Origin of the sequence: Bradyrhizobium acaciae (assembly GCF_020889785.1) — a bacterium.
Taxonomy (GTDB): domain Bacteria; phylum Pseudomonadota; class Alphaproteobacteria; order Rhizobiales; family Xanthobacteraceae; genus Bradyrhizobium; species Bradyrhizobium acaciae.
The window spans coordinates 185,244-199,176 of the sequence record NZ_JACMYK010000002.1 but is presented as its reverse complement, the minus strand read 5'-3'; the positions used below and the strand labels follow the sequence as shown (position 1 = coordinate 199,176).

11 protein-coding genes are annotated in these 13,933 nt (G+C 63.4%); 4 read left to right on the top strand and 7 right to left on the bottom strand.

What is annotated here, in order from left to right:
• Positions 1-134 precede the first annotated feature (134 nt).
• The 7 genes from H8A92_RS02070 to H8A92_RS02040 all read right to left on the bottom strand — a co-directional run bounded on the left by H8A92_RS02070 (position 135) and on the right by H8A92_RS02040 (position 7,091).
• Positions 135-1,361 (bottom strand): ABC transporter substrate-binding protein, encoded by a 1,227-nt coding sequence (locus H8A92_RS02070; RefSeq protein WP_229194207.1) that lies wholly within the window; start codon positions 1,359-1,361, stop codon positions 135-137.
• A 117-nt stretch (positions 1,362-1,478) separates the two neighbouring features.
• Positions 1,479-2,708 carry an ABC transporter substrate-binding protein gene (locus tag H8A92_RS02065; protein ID WP_163160469.1) on the bottom strand — a complete coding sequence of 410 codons (1,230 nt, stop codon included), beginning with the start codon at positions 2,706-2,708 and terminating at the stop codon, positions 1,479-1,481.
• Between the two features lie 29 nt (positions 2,709-2,737).
• Positions 2,738-3,754 (bottom strand): branched-chain amino acid ABC transporter permease, encoded by a 1,017-nt coding sequence (locus H8A92_RS02060; protein WP_229194206.1) that lies wholly within the window; start codon positions 3,752-3,754, stop codon positions 2,738-2,740.
• 2 nt (positions 3,755-3,756) lie between these two features.
• Positions 3,757-4,635 (bottom strand): branched-chain amino acid ABC transporter permease, encoded by an 879-nt coding sequence (locus H8A92_RS02055; protein WP_163160471.1) that lies wholly within the window; start codon positions 4,633-4,635, stop codon positions 3,757-3,759.
• Positions 4,636-4,647: 12 nt separating this feature from the next.
• Positions 4,648-5,361 carry an ABC transporter ATP-binding protein gene (locus H8A92_RS02050; RefSeq protein WP_028339070.1) on the bottom strand — a complete coding sequence of 238 codons (714 nt, stop codon included), beginning with the start codon at positions 5,359-5,361 and terminating at the stop codon, positions 4,648-4,650.
• The gene (locus H8A92_RS02045) at positions 5,358-6,155 is read right to left on the bottom strand and encodes an ABC transporter ATP-binding protein (protein ID WP_095731499.1); all 798 of its coding nucleotides are present in this window, start codon (positions 6,153-6,155) and stop codon (positions 5,358-5,360) included. The genes H8A92_RS02050 and H8A92_RS02045 overlap by 4 nt, the downstream gene beginning before the upstream one ends.
• Before the next feature lie 69 nt (positions 6,156-6,224).
• Positions 6,225-7,091, bottom strand: a complete 867-nt coding sequence (locus tag H8A92_RS02040) for an IclR family transcriptional regulator (protein ID WP_163160473.1) — start codon at positions 7,089-7,091, stop codon at positions 6,225-6,227.
• A 180-nt stretch (positions 7,092-7,271) separates the two neighbouring features.
• On the opposite strand from H8A92_RS02040, the gene H8A92_RS02035 reads away from it, so the two are divergent.
• The 4 genes from H8A92_RS02035 to pimD all read left to right on the top strand — a co-directional run bounded on the left by H8A92_RS02035 (position 7,272) and on the right by pimD (position 13,920).
• On the top strand, positions 7,272-9,368 hold the full coding sequence (locus H8A92_RS02035; RefSeq protein WP_229194205.1) for a 3-hydroxyacyl-CoA dehydrogenase NAD-binding domain-containing protein: 2,097 nt from the start codon (positions 7,272-7,274) through the stop codon (positions 9,366-9,368).
• A 175-nt stretch (positions 9,369-9,543) separates the two neighbouring features.
• Positions 9,544-11,235, top strand: coding sequence for a dicarboxylate--CoA ligase PimA (pimA, locus tag H8A92_RS02030; protein WP_229194204.1), 1,692 nt, complete (start codon positions 9,544-9,546; stop codon positions 11,233-11,235).
• Positions 11,236-11,423: 188 nt separating this feature from the next.
• Positions 11,424-12,614 carry a pimeloyl-CoA dehydrogenase large subunit gene (gene pimC, locus H8A92_RS02025; RefSeq protein WP_229194203.1) on the top strand — a complete coding sequence of 397 codons (1,191 nt, stop codon included), beginning with the start codon at positions 11,424-11,426 and terminating at the stop codon, positions 12,612-12,614.
• Positions 12,615-12,774: 160 nt separating this feature from the next.
• Entirely contained in the window at positions 12,775-13,920 is a 1,146-nt protein-coding gene (gene pimD, locus H8A92_RS02020) for a pimeloyl-CoA dehydrogenase small subunit (protein ID WP_229194202.1), read from the top strand.
• Positions 13,921-13,933 lie beyond the last annotated feature (13 nt).

Below are 13,933 nucleotides of genomic sequence, written 5' to 3'. Positions count from 1 at the left end.
CCCCCGCGGCATGGCCGCGGGGGCTGCGTCTTTAGTCGCGCTCGCCGATCTGCCCGAGTTGTCCGCGGAGATTGCGGCGCGTTGAGGTAACGCTGTCGAGTTGAGCGCGCGGATGCCGACGAAAATCGAGAAGTTCAGTTGCTCAGATTGCTCGAAATGATGTCACCGAACAGCTCCCACCTTTCGCCCTTGAACCGCATCAGGCGCAATTGCTTGATCGGCGCGAAATCGGTGGCCGAAGTGTTGATGCTGATGCCCGGCAGCAGCGTGCCGGGGACATAATCCTTCAGGCTCGCGGCCTGTTTCATGATGTTGGCACGGGTGAGATCGTCACCGCACATCTCCAGTACCTGCACCATGGTCTGCGCGGCGGCGTAACCGTAGGAGGTCGCGCCGTCGAGCTTGTTGGCGTCGGGATAATTCTTCTTGAGGAAGGCCAGGAATTTCTCCATGCCGGGATCCTTGTTCCATTGCGGATCGGCGCCGTCCTTGAGATAGGACGCCGACAGGATGCCCTGCGAATTCTCGAAGCCGGCCGGCTGCATCACGCCGCCGACCGAGGCCGAGACATTGGCGACAATCTGCATTGGCGTCCATGCGATCTCGGCGGCCTTCTTGATCGCCTGCGCGGCGAATTTCGGTGACGTGATGCTGATGAAGGTGTCGGCGCCGGCGGCCTTCAGCTTGACGATGTGATTGTCGATCGTGGGTTCGGAGGTTTCATACGCCTCCTCGGCGACAATCATCGAAGCCTTGTCGCCGAAGGCCTCCTTCAGGCCCTTGAGGTAGTCCTTGCCGAAATCGTCATTCTGGTAGAGCACGGCAACCTTGGCGTCGGGCTTGTGCTTCATGATGTATTTTGCGTAAACCCGCGCCTCGTCCTGGTAGGACGGCTGCCAACCCATGGTCCACGGATAGTTCTTGGGGTCGTTCCACTTGGAGCCGCCGGAACCGACGAACAGCTGCGGCACCTCCTTCTCGTTCATGTACTTTCGGATCGAAGCGTTGGTTGCGGTACCGACCGAGCCGAACACCAGCAACACCTCGTCGTCTTCGACCAACTTGCGGGTTTGCTCCACGGTCTTGGCCGGCGAGTAGCTGTCGTCATAGGAGATGAATGTGATCTTGCGGCCGTGGATGCCGCCGGACTCGTTGATCATCTTGAAGTAGGCGGCCTCGGTCCTGCCGATCACGCCATAGGCGGAGGCGGGACCGCTGTAGGGCACGGTGTTGCCGATCTTGATCTCGGTGTCGCTGGCCCCGGTGTCGTACTTCTTCTGCGCCAGCGCGACATTGCAGCTCGTCAGGATCAGAGCGAATGCGGACAACAGCGCCGCCAGGGACGGACGTACGGCAGTCATGTTTCCCCACCTCGGGTTCTTGGTTCTGAGTATTCAATACGATCGGCACAGGGCGTCAACAAAAAGCCCCCGCGACTGAGATCGCGGAGGCCCGTTGTTTATTTCCGCAGTGCAACGTTATTCTGAGGGAACGTCGCCCGAAATGATGTCACCGAACAGTTCCCATTTCTGACCCTTGAAGCGCTGCATCTGCAGCTGGGCGATCGGGGCGAAGTCGGTGGCCGAGGTGTTGATCTTGACGCCGGGCAGCAAGGTGTCGGGCGTGAAGTCCTTCAGGCTCGCGGCCTGCTTCATGACGTTGGCGCGGGTCAGGTCGTCGCCGCACATTTCGAGCACCTTGGCGAGTGTCTGCGCGGCACCATAGCCGTAGACGTAGCCGCCGTCGGTCTTGTCGGCGCCCGGCATGTACTTGTCGAGAAACTCGGCCCACTTCTTCATGTTCGGATCGTTGGCCCACTGCGGATCGGCGCCGTCCTTGGCATAGGCTGCCGACAGCACACCCTGGGCGTTGTCGAAGCCGGCCGGCTGCATCACGCTGCCGACCGAGGCCGATACGTTGGTGATGATCTGCAGCGGCTTCCAGCCGAGCTCGGCGGTCTTCTTGATGGTCTGCGCGCCGAATTTCGGCGTCGTGTAGATCAGCAGGACGTCCGGATTGGCGGCCTTGATCTTGACGATGTGGCTATCGATCGACGGCTCGGAGATCTCGTAGCTCTCCTCCATGATGATGCTGGAGGCGGCCTTGGCGCCAAAGCCGTCCTTGGTACCCTTGAGGTAGTCTTTGCCGAAATCGTCGTTCTGATAGAGGATCGCGACCTTGGCGTCGGGCTTCTCCTTCATCAGCCATTTGGCGTAGATCTGGGCTTCGCTCTGGTAGCTCGGCTGCCAGCCCATGGTCCACGGGAAGTTCTTCGGGTCGTTCCACTTGGTCGCGCCGGTGGCGACGAACAGCTGCGGGATCTTCTTGGAGTTCAGGTACTTCTGGATCGCGGTGTTGGACGGCGTGCCGAGCGGATTGAAGACCAGCAGGACCTCGTCGCTCTCGACCAGCTTGCGCACCTGCTCGACCGCCTTGGGCGGCGAATAGGCGTCGTCATAGCTGACGAAATTGACCTTGCGGCCGTTGATGCCGCCGCGATCGTTGATCATCTTGAAGTAGGCTTCTTCGGTCTTGCCGATCACGCCGTAGGCGGAGGCCGGTCCCGAATAGGGGATGATGTTGCCGACCTTGATCTCGGTATCGCTCGCGCCGGTGTCGTATTTCTTTTGGGCGAATGCGGCAGTGGACGTCGCGGCAACAGCGACGATCGCCGCGGAAATCGCGGCGATCCGAACGGTAGAACGCATAATGTCTCCTGGTTGGGTTCTAAGGACTCTTAGTTTTTCTTGAGCTTTGCGGCCAGTTGCTGGGCGATGATCGCAATCTGCCTGGCGCCGTGCGGCACGAGGAAGATGACGAGGAACAGCAGCACGCCGAACACGGCACCGGAAAGGCCCTTGGAAATGCCTTCCGCGATGTTGGGCACGAAGATGATGAAGGCGCTTCCGACGATCGAGCCGGGTAGCCAGCCGACGCCGCCGACCACCATGCCGAGGAACAGCGAGATCGCGAGCTGGATGGTGTAGCCATCCGGCGCCACGAACTGCACCGCGATTGCGCCGAGACCGCCGGCGACGCCGGTGATGCCGGCCGAGACGCCGAACGCCAGCGTCTTGTACAGCGCGACGTCGACGCCCATCGCGGAGGCCGCGATCTCGTTGTCGCGGATCGCCATGAAGGCGCGGCCGGACCGCGAGCGCAACAGGTTCACCGAGGCGAGGTAGATTCCGATCGAGACCGCCAGGGTGAAGTAATAGAGCCACATGTCCTGCGACATCGGCAGGCCGAACGGCGCATCGGGCTTGGTGACCACGAGGCCCTGCACGCCGCCGGTCCAGTGCTCGAAATAGCCGAGCTTGAGGAGCTGCGGCATCGCGGTGGCGAGCGCAAAGGTCGCGAGCGCGAGATAGACGCCGCTTAGCCGCAGCGCCGGCTGGCCGAACAGGAAGCCGAAGCCGAAGCAGACGATGCCGGCGATCGGCAGCGTGAGGGCATAGTTCATGCCCGCATGCTCCATCAGGATCGCCGACGTATAGGCGCCGACGGCGTAGAACGCGCTCTGGCCGAGCGAGAACTGGCCGCTTCCGCCGGTCAGGATGTTGAGCGCCATCACCGCCAGCGCGTAGATCAGAAGCATCGTCATCTGGAAGATGATGAAGTTCTTCACGAACAGCGGGATCAGGATCAGCGCGGCAAGCACCACGAGCGAGGTGCCATAGCCGAGCGTCATGGCGCGCTTGGGCACGGCCTCGACGGCGGGGGCTTCTGTGACGATTTCTTCAGCGGCGCTCATGATCAAACTCGCTTGACGATGGCGCGGCCGAACAGGCCTGCCGGTTTAACGACCAGGACGACGATGATCAGCGCAAGCGCGATCGGAAGTTTCAGTTCATTGCCGACACCGGGGATGTAGGTGCCGACCAGGTTCTCGAAGATGCCGACCAGGAAACCGCCCATCACAGCGCCGAACGGACTGGTCAGGCCGCCGAGCACGGCTGCGGCAAATCCGTAGATCAGCACGCCGAGCATCATGTTGGGCTCGAGGAACACCACAGGGGCGATCATCATGCCGGCGATCGAGCCGATCGCGGATGCCATGCCCCAGCCCAGTGCGATCATCCACGAGGTGTTGATACCGACCAGGCGGGCCGATTCCGGCAGCGACGCGGCCGCGCGCATCGCAAGACCGACCCGGGTGAAGCGGAAGAAGAAGAACAGCAGCGCCAGCATCAACAGCGTGATGCCGATCATGCCGGCCTGATGGGTCGAGATCAGCTGGCTGCCGAGGAACGGCGAGGAGCCGAACGGCGTCGGATATTGCTTGATGGTGAAGTCCCAGATCAGGCCGGCGACCGAGTTGATGATCGCGTAAAGCGCGATGAAGCCGGCGACGTTGGTCAGGATGGGGGCCTTGGCCAGCGGCTTGAACAGCAACCGTTCGATGACGATGCCGGCGGCAAACGAAAAGGCGACGGTGAGCACGAAGGCGCCCCAATACGGCACACCCCATTGCATCAGCTGCCAGGACACGAAGGTCGAGAACATCGCCATTTCGCCCTGGGCGAAATTCAGATGGTCGATGGCCTGGTAGATCATCACGACCGCGAGCGCCATGCAGGCATAGATCGCGCCGGTGGCGATGCCGGCCAGGACCTGGTTGGCAAAAAGCTCCATTGTGCCAGCTCCTCAGTAGCCGAGATAGGATTTGCGGACGTCTTCGTTGTTCGCGATGTCCTTGGCATTGCCCGACATCACGATCCGTCCGGTTTCGATCACATAGGCCTGGTCGGCGAGCTCGAGCGCGAGCTGCGCGTTCTGCTCGACCACCAGGATGGTCACCTTTTCCTCGCGATTGATCTTGCCGAGGATACGGAACAGGTCACGCACGATCAGCGGCGCGAGGCCGAATGACGGCTCGTCGAGCAGCATCAAGCGGGGCCGGAGCATCAGCGCGCGCGCCACCGCGAGCATCTGCTGCTCACCGCCGGACAGCGTGCCGGCCTGCTGGGTGTAGCGCTGCTTCAGCACCGGGAAATGCTCGTACATCCGCTCGATGTCGGAGCCGATCGCCTTCTTGTCCGGACGGCTGATGGCGCCGAGCTGCAGGTTTTCCTCCACCGTCATGTTGGTGAAGGTGCCGCGGCCTTGCGGCACATGGGCGATGCCGAGCCGGACCACGTTCTCGGTCGAGCGCGTGCCGATCGGCTTGCCCTCGAACTCGATCGCGCCGGTCGAGCGCACCATGTTGCAGATCGCCCGCAGCGTGGTGGTCTTGCCGGCGCCGTTGGCGCCGAGCAGGGTGGTCAGCGAGCCCTCGTTGAGGGAAAAGCTGAGGCCGTGCAGGGCCTGGACCTGGCCGTAATAGGCACGCAGGTCCTTGACGTTGAGCATCGTGGTCATTGGTCCTTGCTCCCCAGATAGGCCTTGATGACATCAGGGTCGGCCTGGACCTGGGCCGGCGTGCCTTCGGCCAGCTTGCGGCCGAAATTGAGCGCGACGACGTGGTCGGCGATCGACATCACGAGACCCATGTGATGCTCGACCAGCAGCACCGTAATTTTACGGTCATCGCGGATTTTGCGGATCAAATCGCCGAGCACGTAGACTTCCTCGTGATTGAGGCCGCCGGCCGGCTCGTCGAGCAGCAGGATCTTCGGATCTGCGGCCAAAGCGCGCGCCAACTCGACGCGCTTCTGGGTGCCGAAGGGAAGTCCCGAAACCACGGTGTGGGCGACGTCCTCGAGATCGAGATAGCCGAGGATGTCGTGCACCTTCTTGTTCATGTCGTTCTCGCCGCGGCGAACCCAGGCGAGCCGCAGCGAGTCGCTGACGATGTCGCTCGAGGTGCGGGCATGCGCGCCGACGCGCACATTGTCGATCACGGACAGGTTGGGAAACAATGCGACGTTCTGGAAAGTGCGGCCGATGCCGATCTCGGCGATCCGGTGCGGCGGGCGCGACAGGATGCTCTTGCCTTCCATCAGGATGTCGCCGGACGACGGCTGATAAAGCCGCGACAGGCAATTGAACAGCGTCGTCTTGCCGGCGCCGTTCGGCCCGATCAAGCCGAGGATCTGTCCATGGCGCATGTCGAACGACACGCCATTGAGTGCGATGATGCCGCCGAACACGACGCTGACGTCGCGAACCGCGAGCAAGGGATCATTCCCCTGCGCGAGCTGTGCCTGCGTCATCTCGTCTCGCCCGCCGTCTTCGAGCGGTGCGAGCCATCCTGCGATGTGCTTCGCAGGATGTGATGGAGGCTATCTGATCCCCTCGGCCAAACGTGCAACTTTCCCTCCTACTCTAGACTTTTTGCTTTGTTCTTTTTTGGATTGCGGCGCCATTCCACCGAGCGCCTGCTCGATGTTCCTTACCATCGCGACAAGACGAGGTCCAATGTCGTTGAGCAATCTATCTTCCGTGAAGCGGAATGCCGGCGCGCCGCAATTGAAGGCGTAGGGGCCGGTTCCGTCGTTCAGTCTCAATGCAACGCCAACCGCGGCGACGTCGTTCTGCCAGTCGCCGGTCGACATGGTGAAGCCGTGCTTCGCCACCGTCTCGCCGGCGCGCTCGATGCCGTCGCGCATCTTGGCCCAGCGGCTGCCGTAGTGATCCCGCAGCTCGCGCAATAAAGCCGCACGCTCTTCGGGTGGCAATGCCCAAATATAGGCACGTCCCATCGCGGTGGTTGCGATCGGCACGCGCGAGCCGACGTCGAGCTGAACGCCGAGCGCCAGGCCGTTCCGGCTCTGGCCGAAATAGATCATGCTGTGGCGATCACGGCCGCCGACCGCGACGGCGCCGCCGGTCGCGCGCATCACTTCTTCTCGATAGGGCTCGGACAAATGCCGAACGCCGAGATTGGCGAGCGCGGCATAGCCCAGCGCCATCGCCGACGGCGCAAGCTGATACTTTTCGAATTTCGGTACAGGTGTAAGGTATCCCAGCTTGGTCAGCGTGTAGGTCAGCCGGGAAATGGTTGGCTTCGGTAACTTGGTGCGGGCTGCAATCTCCTGATTGCCGAGCAGCCCGTCATTGGGTTGAAATGCGCGCAGGACGTCCAGTCCGCGGGAAAGCGCGACGACGAAATTGCGATCGGTCGCTGCTTTCTTGCTGGCGCGCTTCATCCCTATCCTTGTCCTGCCCTTGTTATGCTCGTTGACAAGGCTCGTGCTTCAAAATAACCCTCCGTGTCAAGATGTGGAATTAAATTTCGCAGTGCGAAATTGGTCTAATCGTAGCGGCTCGACGCAAGTCGTGCAGCTACTCAACACAAGTTCAAGAACAAGCATCCAGGGAGAGTCCCGGTGAGTGAAGTCGTCAAGCTCGAACGTCATGACAACATTGCCGTCGTCACGGTTAACAGTCCGCCAGTGAACGCGCTGAGCGCGGCCGTGCGCGGCGGCATCTTCGATTGCATCAAGAGTGCGATCGATGACGCGCAGGTTCAGGGCATCGTGCTGACCTGCGCCGGCCGCACCTTCATCGCCGGCGCCGACATCACGGAATTCGGCAAGCCGCCGAAGCCGCCCGGCCTTGCCGAGGTGCTGAGCCTGATGGAATCTTCGCCGAAGCCGATCGTTGCCGCGATCCACGGCACCGCGCTCGGCGGCGGCCTCGAGGTCGCGCTGGCCTGCCACTATCGCGTCGCCACCAAGGACGCCAAGCTCGGTCTGCCCGAGGTGAAGCTCGGCCTGCTGCCGGGCGCCGGCGGCACCCAGCGCCTGCCGCGCGCGGTCGGTCCCGAGCTCGCGGTCAAGATGATCGTCGGCGGCGACCCGATCAGCGCGGACGCTGCGCTGAAGGCCGGCCTGATCGAGGAGATCGTCGAAGGTCCGGCCTCGGGCGGTGAGGCATTTGCGCGCAAGGTGGTCGCCGAGAAGCGTCCGCTGCGCAAGCTGCGCGATGACGACTCCAAGCTCGCCGCGGCCAAGGCCGACCGTTCGATCTTTACCAATGCGGTCGCTGCGCTGACCAAGAAGTCGCGCGGCCTCGAGGCGCCGTTCGCCGCGGCCGATGCCGTCGGCGCCGCGATCGACCTGCCGTTCGACGAAGGCCTGAAGAAGGAGCGCGAAGGCTTCCTCAAGCTGATGAACGGCGACCAGTCCAAGGCGCAGCGCTACGCCTTCTTCGCCGAGCGCGAGGCCGCCAAGATCTCCGGCGTCCCCGAAGGCACCAAGGGCCGCAACGTCGCCCGCGTCGCCATCCTCGGCGCCGGCACCATGGGCGGCGGCATCGCGATGTCGTTCGCCAATGCCGGCATCCCGGTCACCCTGATCGAGACCGGCGAGGAGCAGCTCAAGCGCGGCATGGGCATCATGCAGAAGAACTACGAGGCGACCGCCGCGCGCGGCGGCATCCCGGCGGACGCGCCCGCCAAGCGGATGGCGCTGATCAACGGTGTCGTCGGCATCGAGAACGTCGGCGACGCCGATCTGGTGATCGAGGCGGTGTTCGAGACCATGGCGGTCAAGAAGGAAGTGTTCGGCAAGCTCGACCAGTATGCCAAGCCGGGCGCCGTGCTGGCCTCCAATACCTCCTATCTCAACATCGACGAGATCGCGCAGTCGACCAAGCGTCCGCAGGACGTGCTCGGCATGCACTTCTTCTCGCCGGCCAACGTCATGAAGCTGTGCGAGATCGTGCGTGCCGACAAGACCGCGCCCGATGCGCTGGTCACCGCCGTCTCGATCGCGCGCAAGATCGCAAAAGTGCCGGCAGTGGTCGGCGTCTGCGACGGCTTCGTCGGCAACCGTATGCTGGCGCAGCGCGGCAAGCAGTCCGAGAAGCTGTTGTTCGAAGGCGCGCTGCCGCAGCAGGTCGATGCCGTGGTGACGAAGTTCGGCATGCCGATGGGCCCGTTCGCGATGGGCGATCTCGCCGGGCTCGATATCGGCTGGCGCTCGCGCAAGGACCGCGGCATCAAGTCGGAAATCGCGGACGCACTCTGCGAAGCCGGCCGCTTCGGCCAGAAGACCGGCAAGGGCTACTACAAGTATGAGCCGGGCTCCCGCTCGGCGCTGCCTGATCCGGAAGTCGAGAAGCTGATCGACGAGACGCTGGCGCGCCTCGGCCGCAAGAAGCGTGTCGTCAGCGACGACGAGATCCTCGAGCGCATGATGTACCCGATGATCAACGAAGGCGCGAAGATCCTCGCCGAAGGCATCGCGGCGCGTCCGTCCGACATCGACGTGGTCTGGCTCTATGGTTACGGCTGGCCGATCTATCGCGGCGGCCCGATGTACTGGGCCGATACCGTCGGCCTCAAGCACATCGCCGATCGCCTGGCCTACTACGCCAAGGAGACCAACGATCCCTCGCTCGAGCCGGCGCCGCTGCTGAAGAAGCTCGCCGACGAAGGCAAGACCTTCGCCTCGCTCGCCGCGGCGTCGAAAGCGGCGTGATTGGCTTCGACGACGCGAAGGCGGTGACAGGGTTCCCTCCCCCCTTGCGGGGGAGGGTAGGGAGAGGGGCGGCGGCATCGGGACTGCCCGAATGGTACCCCTTCCCCCCACCCCTCCCTGCAAGGGGGAGGGGAGCCCGCGCGCCGGTGCTCACCTTACGAAAGCGAAGACGTTCATGACTGGTCATCCCGGCGAACAATATTATCCGAGCGGCGTGAAGTGGAGCGATGAGATTACGCGCGGCACGCTGCCGGACCTGCTCTCGAGCGCGGCGGCCGAATACGGCGCCCGCCCGGTGCTCGAATTCCGCGACCGCCAGATCAGCTACAGCGAGCTCGAGTCGCTGGTAGAGACCGCAGCCGCTGCCTTCCTGCGCGCCGGCTACGGCAAGGGCACCTCGGTCGCGCTGTTCCTCGGCAATTCGCCTGATCATCCGATCAATTTCTTCGGCGCGCTCAAGGCCGGCGCCCGCGTCGTGCATCTGTCGCCGCTCGACGGCGAGATCGCGCTGTCGCACAAGCTGTCGGATTCCGGCGCGCGCGTGCTGGTCACCAGCAATCTGTCAGCGCTGTTGCCGACTGCGTTGAAGTTCCTCGCCAAGGGTCTGCTCGACCGCCTGATCGTTTGCGAGGACGACAATTGGGGCAAGGCCGGCACACAGCAAGCCGCGCTGCCCGACAATCCCGCGATCATCACCCACAAGCAGTTCATCGACGGCGCGACCAAGCCGGCGCAGTGGCCCACGGTCGACGTCGAGGACGTCGCGCTGCTGCAATATACCGGCGGCACCACGGGCCTGCCCAAGGGCGCCATGCTCAGCCACGGCAATCTCACCGCGGCGGTGTCGATCTATGACGTCTGGGGCAGGCCCGCGCGGCTCGAGCGCAACGCGGTCGAGCGCGTGATCTGCGTGCTGCCGCTGTTTCATATCTATGCGCTGACCGTCGTGCTGCTATCGGCGATCCGGCGCGGCCATCTGATCTCGCTGCATCAACGCTTCGACGTCGAGGCCGTGATGCGCGACATCGAGGTCAAGCGCGCGACGGTGTTTCCCGGCGTGCCGACGATGTGGATCGCGATCGCCTCGCTGCCCGATCTCGACAAGCGCGATCTCTCGTCGCTGGTGGTCGCCGGCTCCGGCGGCGCGCCGCTGCCGGTCGAGGTCGCAAAGGTGTTCGAGCGCCGCGTCGGCATGAAGCTGAAGAGCGGCTGGGGCATGACCGAGACCTGCTCGCCCGGCACCGGCCATCCCAAGGAAGGCCCGGAGAAGCCGGGCTCGATCGGGCTGATGCTGCCCGGCATCGAGATGGACGTGGTGTCGCTGGAGGATTCCACCAGGGTGATGCCGGTCGGCGAGGTCGGCGAAATCCGCATCCGCGGCCCGAACGTCACCAAGGGCTACTGGAACAGGCCGGCGGAGACCGCGGAGGCCTTCGTCGGCGACCGCTTCCTGACCGGCGACATCGGTTACATGGATGCCGACGGCTATTTCTATCTGGTCGACCGCAAGAAGGACATGATCATCTCCGGCGGCTTCAACGTCTATCCGCAGATGATCGAGCAGGCGATCTACACCCATCCTGCCGTGCAGGAGGTGATCGTGATCGGCATTCCCGACGATTACCGCGGCGAGGCGGCCAAGGCCTTCATCAAGCTGCGCCACGGCGAGAAGGCGTTCTCGGTCGACGAGCTGCGCACATTCCTTACCGGCAAGGTCGGCAAGCATGAATTGCCGGCGGCGGTCGAGTTCGTCGCCGAGCTACCGCGCACCCCGGTCGGCAAGCTGTCGCGTCACGAACTGCGCCAGCAGCAGCCGAAAACATCTCAAGGCACACAACAACAGACTGCATCAGGATCCCGCTCATGACCGGTGCGGCGCATCGTAACGTAATATCGTCGTCCCGGCGAAAGCCGGGACCCATACGCCGCGGCTCTTGCAAGGGGCACAAGCGGCAGCCGGCTTCGCCAATCCCGACGGCCGGTGGTTATGGGTCCCGGCTTTCGCCGGGACGACATCGAGATTGACGAAGCATTGAACTTCAAAAGGAGGATCCGATGGATCTCGCTTTCACCAAGGAAGAGATAGCGTTTCGCGAGGAGGTACGGGAGTTCTTCAAGAACAACGTGCCGCCGGAGATCCGGCGCAAGCTGCAGGAAGGCCGTCATCTGTCGAAGGACGAGATGGTCACCTGGTGGCGCATCCTCAACAAGAAGGGCTGGGGCGTCACCCACTGGCCGAAGGAATATGGCGGCACCGGCTGGACCACCGTGCAGCACTACATCTTCAATGAAGAGCTGCAATCCTATCCCGCGCCGCAGCCGCTCGCCTTCGGCGTCAGCATGGTCGGCCCGGTCATCTACACCTTCGGCAACGAGAAGCAGAAGAAGGAATATCTGCCGCGCATCGCTAATGTCGACGACTGGTGGTGTCAGGGCTTCTCGGAGCCGGGCTCCGGTTCGGACCTCGCTTCGCTGAAAACCACGGCCGAGCGCAAAGGCGACAAGTGGATCATCAACGGCCAGAAGACCTGGACGACGCTCGCCCAGCACGCCGACATGATCTTCTGTCTCTGCCGCACCGACAAGAACGCGAAGAAGCAGATGGGCATCTCCTTCATCGTGTTCTCGATGAAGTCGAAGGGCGTCACCGTGCGCCCGATCCAGACCATCGACGGTGGCCACGAGGTCAACGAAGTGTTCTTCGACGACGTCGAGGTGCCCTACGAGAACCTGATCGGCGAAGAGAACAAGGGCTGGGATTACGCGAAATTCCTGCTCGGCAATGAGCGCACCGGCATCGCCCGGGTCGGCGTGTCGAAGGAACGGCTGCGCCGCATCCGTGCACTCGCCTCCAAGGTCGAGTCCGGCGGCCGTCCCGTCATCGAGGATCCGGCGTTCCGCGAGAAGCTCACGGCCTGCGAGATCGAGCTGAAGGCGCTGGAACTCACCCAGCTCCGCGTCGTCGCCGACGAGGGCAAGCACGGCAAGGGCAAGCCCAACCCGGCGTCCTCGGTGCTCAAGATCAAGGGCTCGGAGATCCAGCAGACCACAACCGAGCTGCTGATGGAGATCATCGGTCCGTTCGCCGCGCCCTATGACGAGCACGGCGACGCCGGCTCGAACGAGAGCATGGATTGGACCGCGCAGATCGCGCCGAGCTACTTCAACAACCGCAAGGTTTCGATCTACGGCGGCTCCAATGAGATCCAGCGCAACATCATCAGCAAGGCGGTGCTGGGGCTGTAGGCCACAAGTTCGGTGTCGTCCCCCGCGCATGCGGGGGACCCAGTACGCCGAGGCGGTCATGATTCCCAATGAGCGCCGCGGCGTACTGGATCCCCGCTTTCGCGGGGATGACGAGTGGAGATCAGGGCAGGCGCCCGCGTGATTTTGGAGAGATGGTAAAATGGATTTTGATCTGTCCGAGGAGCAGCGGCTTCTCAAGGAAAGCGTCGACGGGTTGCTGGCGGATGCCTACGACTTCGATGCGCGCAAGAAGTACATGAAGGAGAAGGGCGGCTGGAGCAAAGCGCTCTGGGACAAGCTCGCCGAGCAGGGCCTGCTTGGTCTGCCCTTTGCGGAGACCGATGGCGGCTTCGGCGCGGGCGCGGTCGAGACCATGATCGTGATGGAAGCACTCGGCAAGGCGCTGGTGGTCGAGCCGTATCTGGCCACCGTCGTGGTCGCCGGCGGCTTCCTGCGCCATGGCGGCTCGGCCGAGCAGAAGGCCAAGTACATCCCGGGCATCATCGACGGCAGCAAGACCTTCGGCTTTGCCCAGCTCGAGAAGAACTCGCGCTATGACCTGTTCGACGTCGTGACCACGGCCAAGAAAAAGGGCGACGGCTGGGTGATCGACGGCGAGAAGTTCGTCGTGCTCAACGGCGAGAACGCCGACACGCTTGTCGTGACCGCACGCACCAAAGGCGGCCAGCGCGACAAGGCCGGCATCGGCGTATTTCTCGTCCCGTCGGACGCCAAGGGCGTCACCAGGAAGGGCTATCCGACGCAGGACGGCCTGCACGCGGCCGACATCACCTTCACCAATGTCGAGGTCGGTGCGGATGCTGCGATCGGCGATCCCGAGAACGGCCTGCCGTTGATCGAGCGCGTCGCGGACGAAGCCCGCATTGCGCTGTGCGCGGAAGCCGTCGGCGCGATGGACGAGTCGCTGAAGGAGACCGTCGAGTACATCAAGACCCGCAAGCAGTTCGGCGTTGCGATCGGCTCGTTCCAGAGCCTGCAGCACCGTGCCGCCGACATGTTCGTGGCGCTGGAGCAGGCCCGCAGCATGTCGATGTTCGCGACCATGGCGTCCGACTTCACCGATGCCAAGGAGCGTTCGTCCGCGGTCGCGGCCGCCAAGGTGCAGGTCGGCAAGTCGCTGAAGTTCGTCGGCCAGCAGTCGATCCAGCTGCACGGCGGCATCGGCATGACCATGGAAGCCAAGATCGGCCACTACTTCAAGCGGCTGACCATGATCGAGAACACGCTCGGCGACACCGACTACCACCTCCGTCGCGTCAGCGAAGGCGGCGGCCTGTTGGCGTAAACTACGCGAGACT

What these genes read in the sequence shown, in the direction of transcription:
- H8A92_RS02050 (WP_028339070.1), bottom strand. Translation starts at nt 5,361, where the DNA reads ATGACCACGATGCTCAACGTCAAGGACCTGCGTGCCTATTACGGCCAG.
- H8A92_RS02060 (WP_229194206.1), bottom strand. Translation starts at nt 3,754, where the DNA reads ATGAGCGCCGCTGAAGAAATCGTCACAGAAGCCCCCGCCGTCGAGGCC.
- H8A92_RS02045 (WP_095731499.1), bottom strand. Translation starts at nt 6,155, where the DNA reads ATGACGCAGGCACAGCTCGCGCAGGGGAATGATCCCTTGCTCGCGGTT.
- H8A92_RS02040 (WP_163160473.1), bottom strand. Translation starts at nt 7,091, where the DNA reads ATGAAGCGCGCCAGCAAGAAAGCAGCGACCGATCGCAATTTCGTCGTC.
- H8A92_RS02065 (WP_163160469.1), bottom strand. Translation starts at nt 2,708, where the DNA reads ATGCGTTCTACCGTTCGGATCGCCGCGATTTCCGCGGCGATCGTCGCT.
- H8A92_RS02070 (WP_229194207.1), bottom strand. Translation starts at nt 1,361, where the DNA reads ATGACTGCCGTACGTCCGTCCCTGGCGGCGCTGTTGTCCGCATTCGCT.
- H8A92_RS02055 (WP_163160471.1), bottom strand. Translation starts at nt 4,635, where the DNA reads ATGGAGCTTTTTGCCAACCAGGTCCTGGCCGGCATCGCCACCGGCGCG.
- pimA (WP_229194204.1), top strand. Translation starts at nt 9,544, where the DNA reads ATGACTGGTCATCCCGGCGAACAATATTATCCGAGCGGCGTGAAGTGG.
- pimC (WP_229194203.1), top strand. Translation starts at nt 11,424, where the DNA reads ATGGATCTCGCTTTCACCAAGGAAGAGATAGCGTTTCGCGAGGAGGTA.
- pimD (WP_229194202.1), top strand. Translation starts at nt 12,775, where the DNA reads ATGGATTTTGATCTGTCCGAGGAGCAGCGGCTTCTCAAGGAAAGCGTC.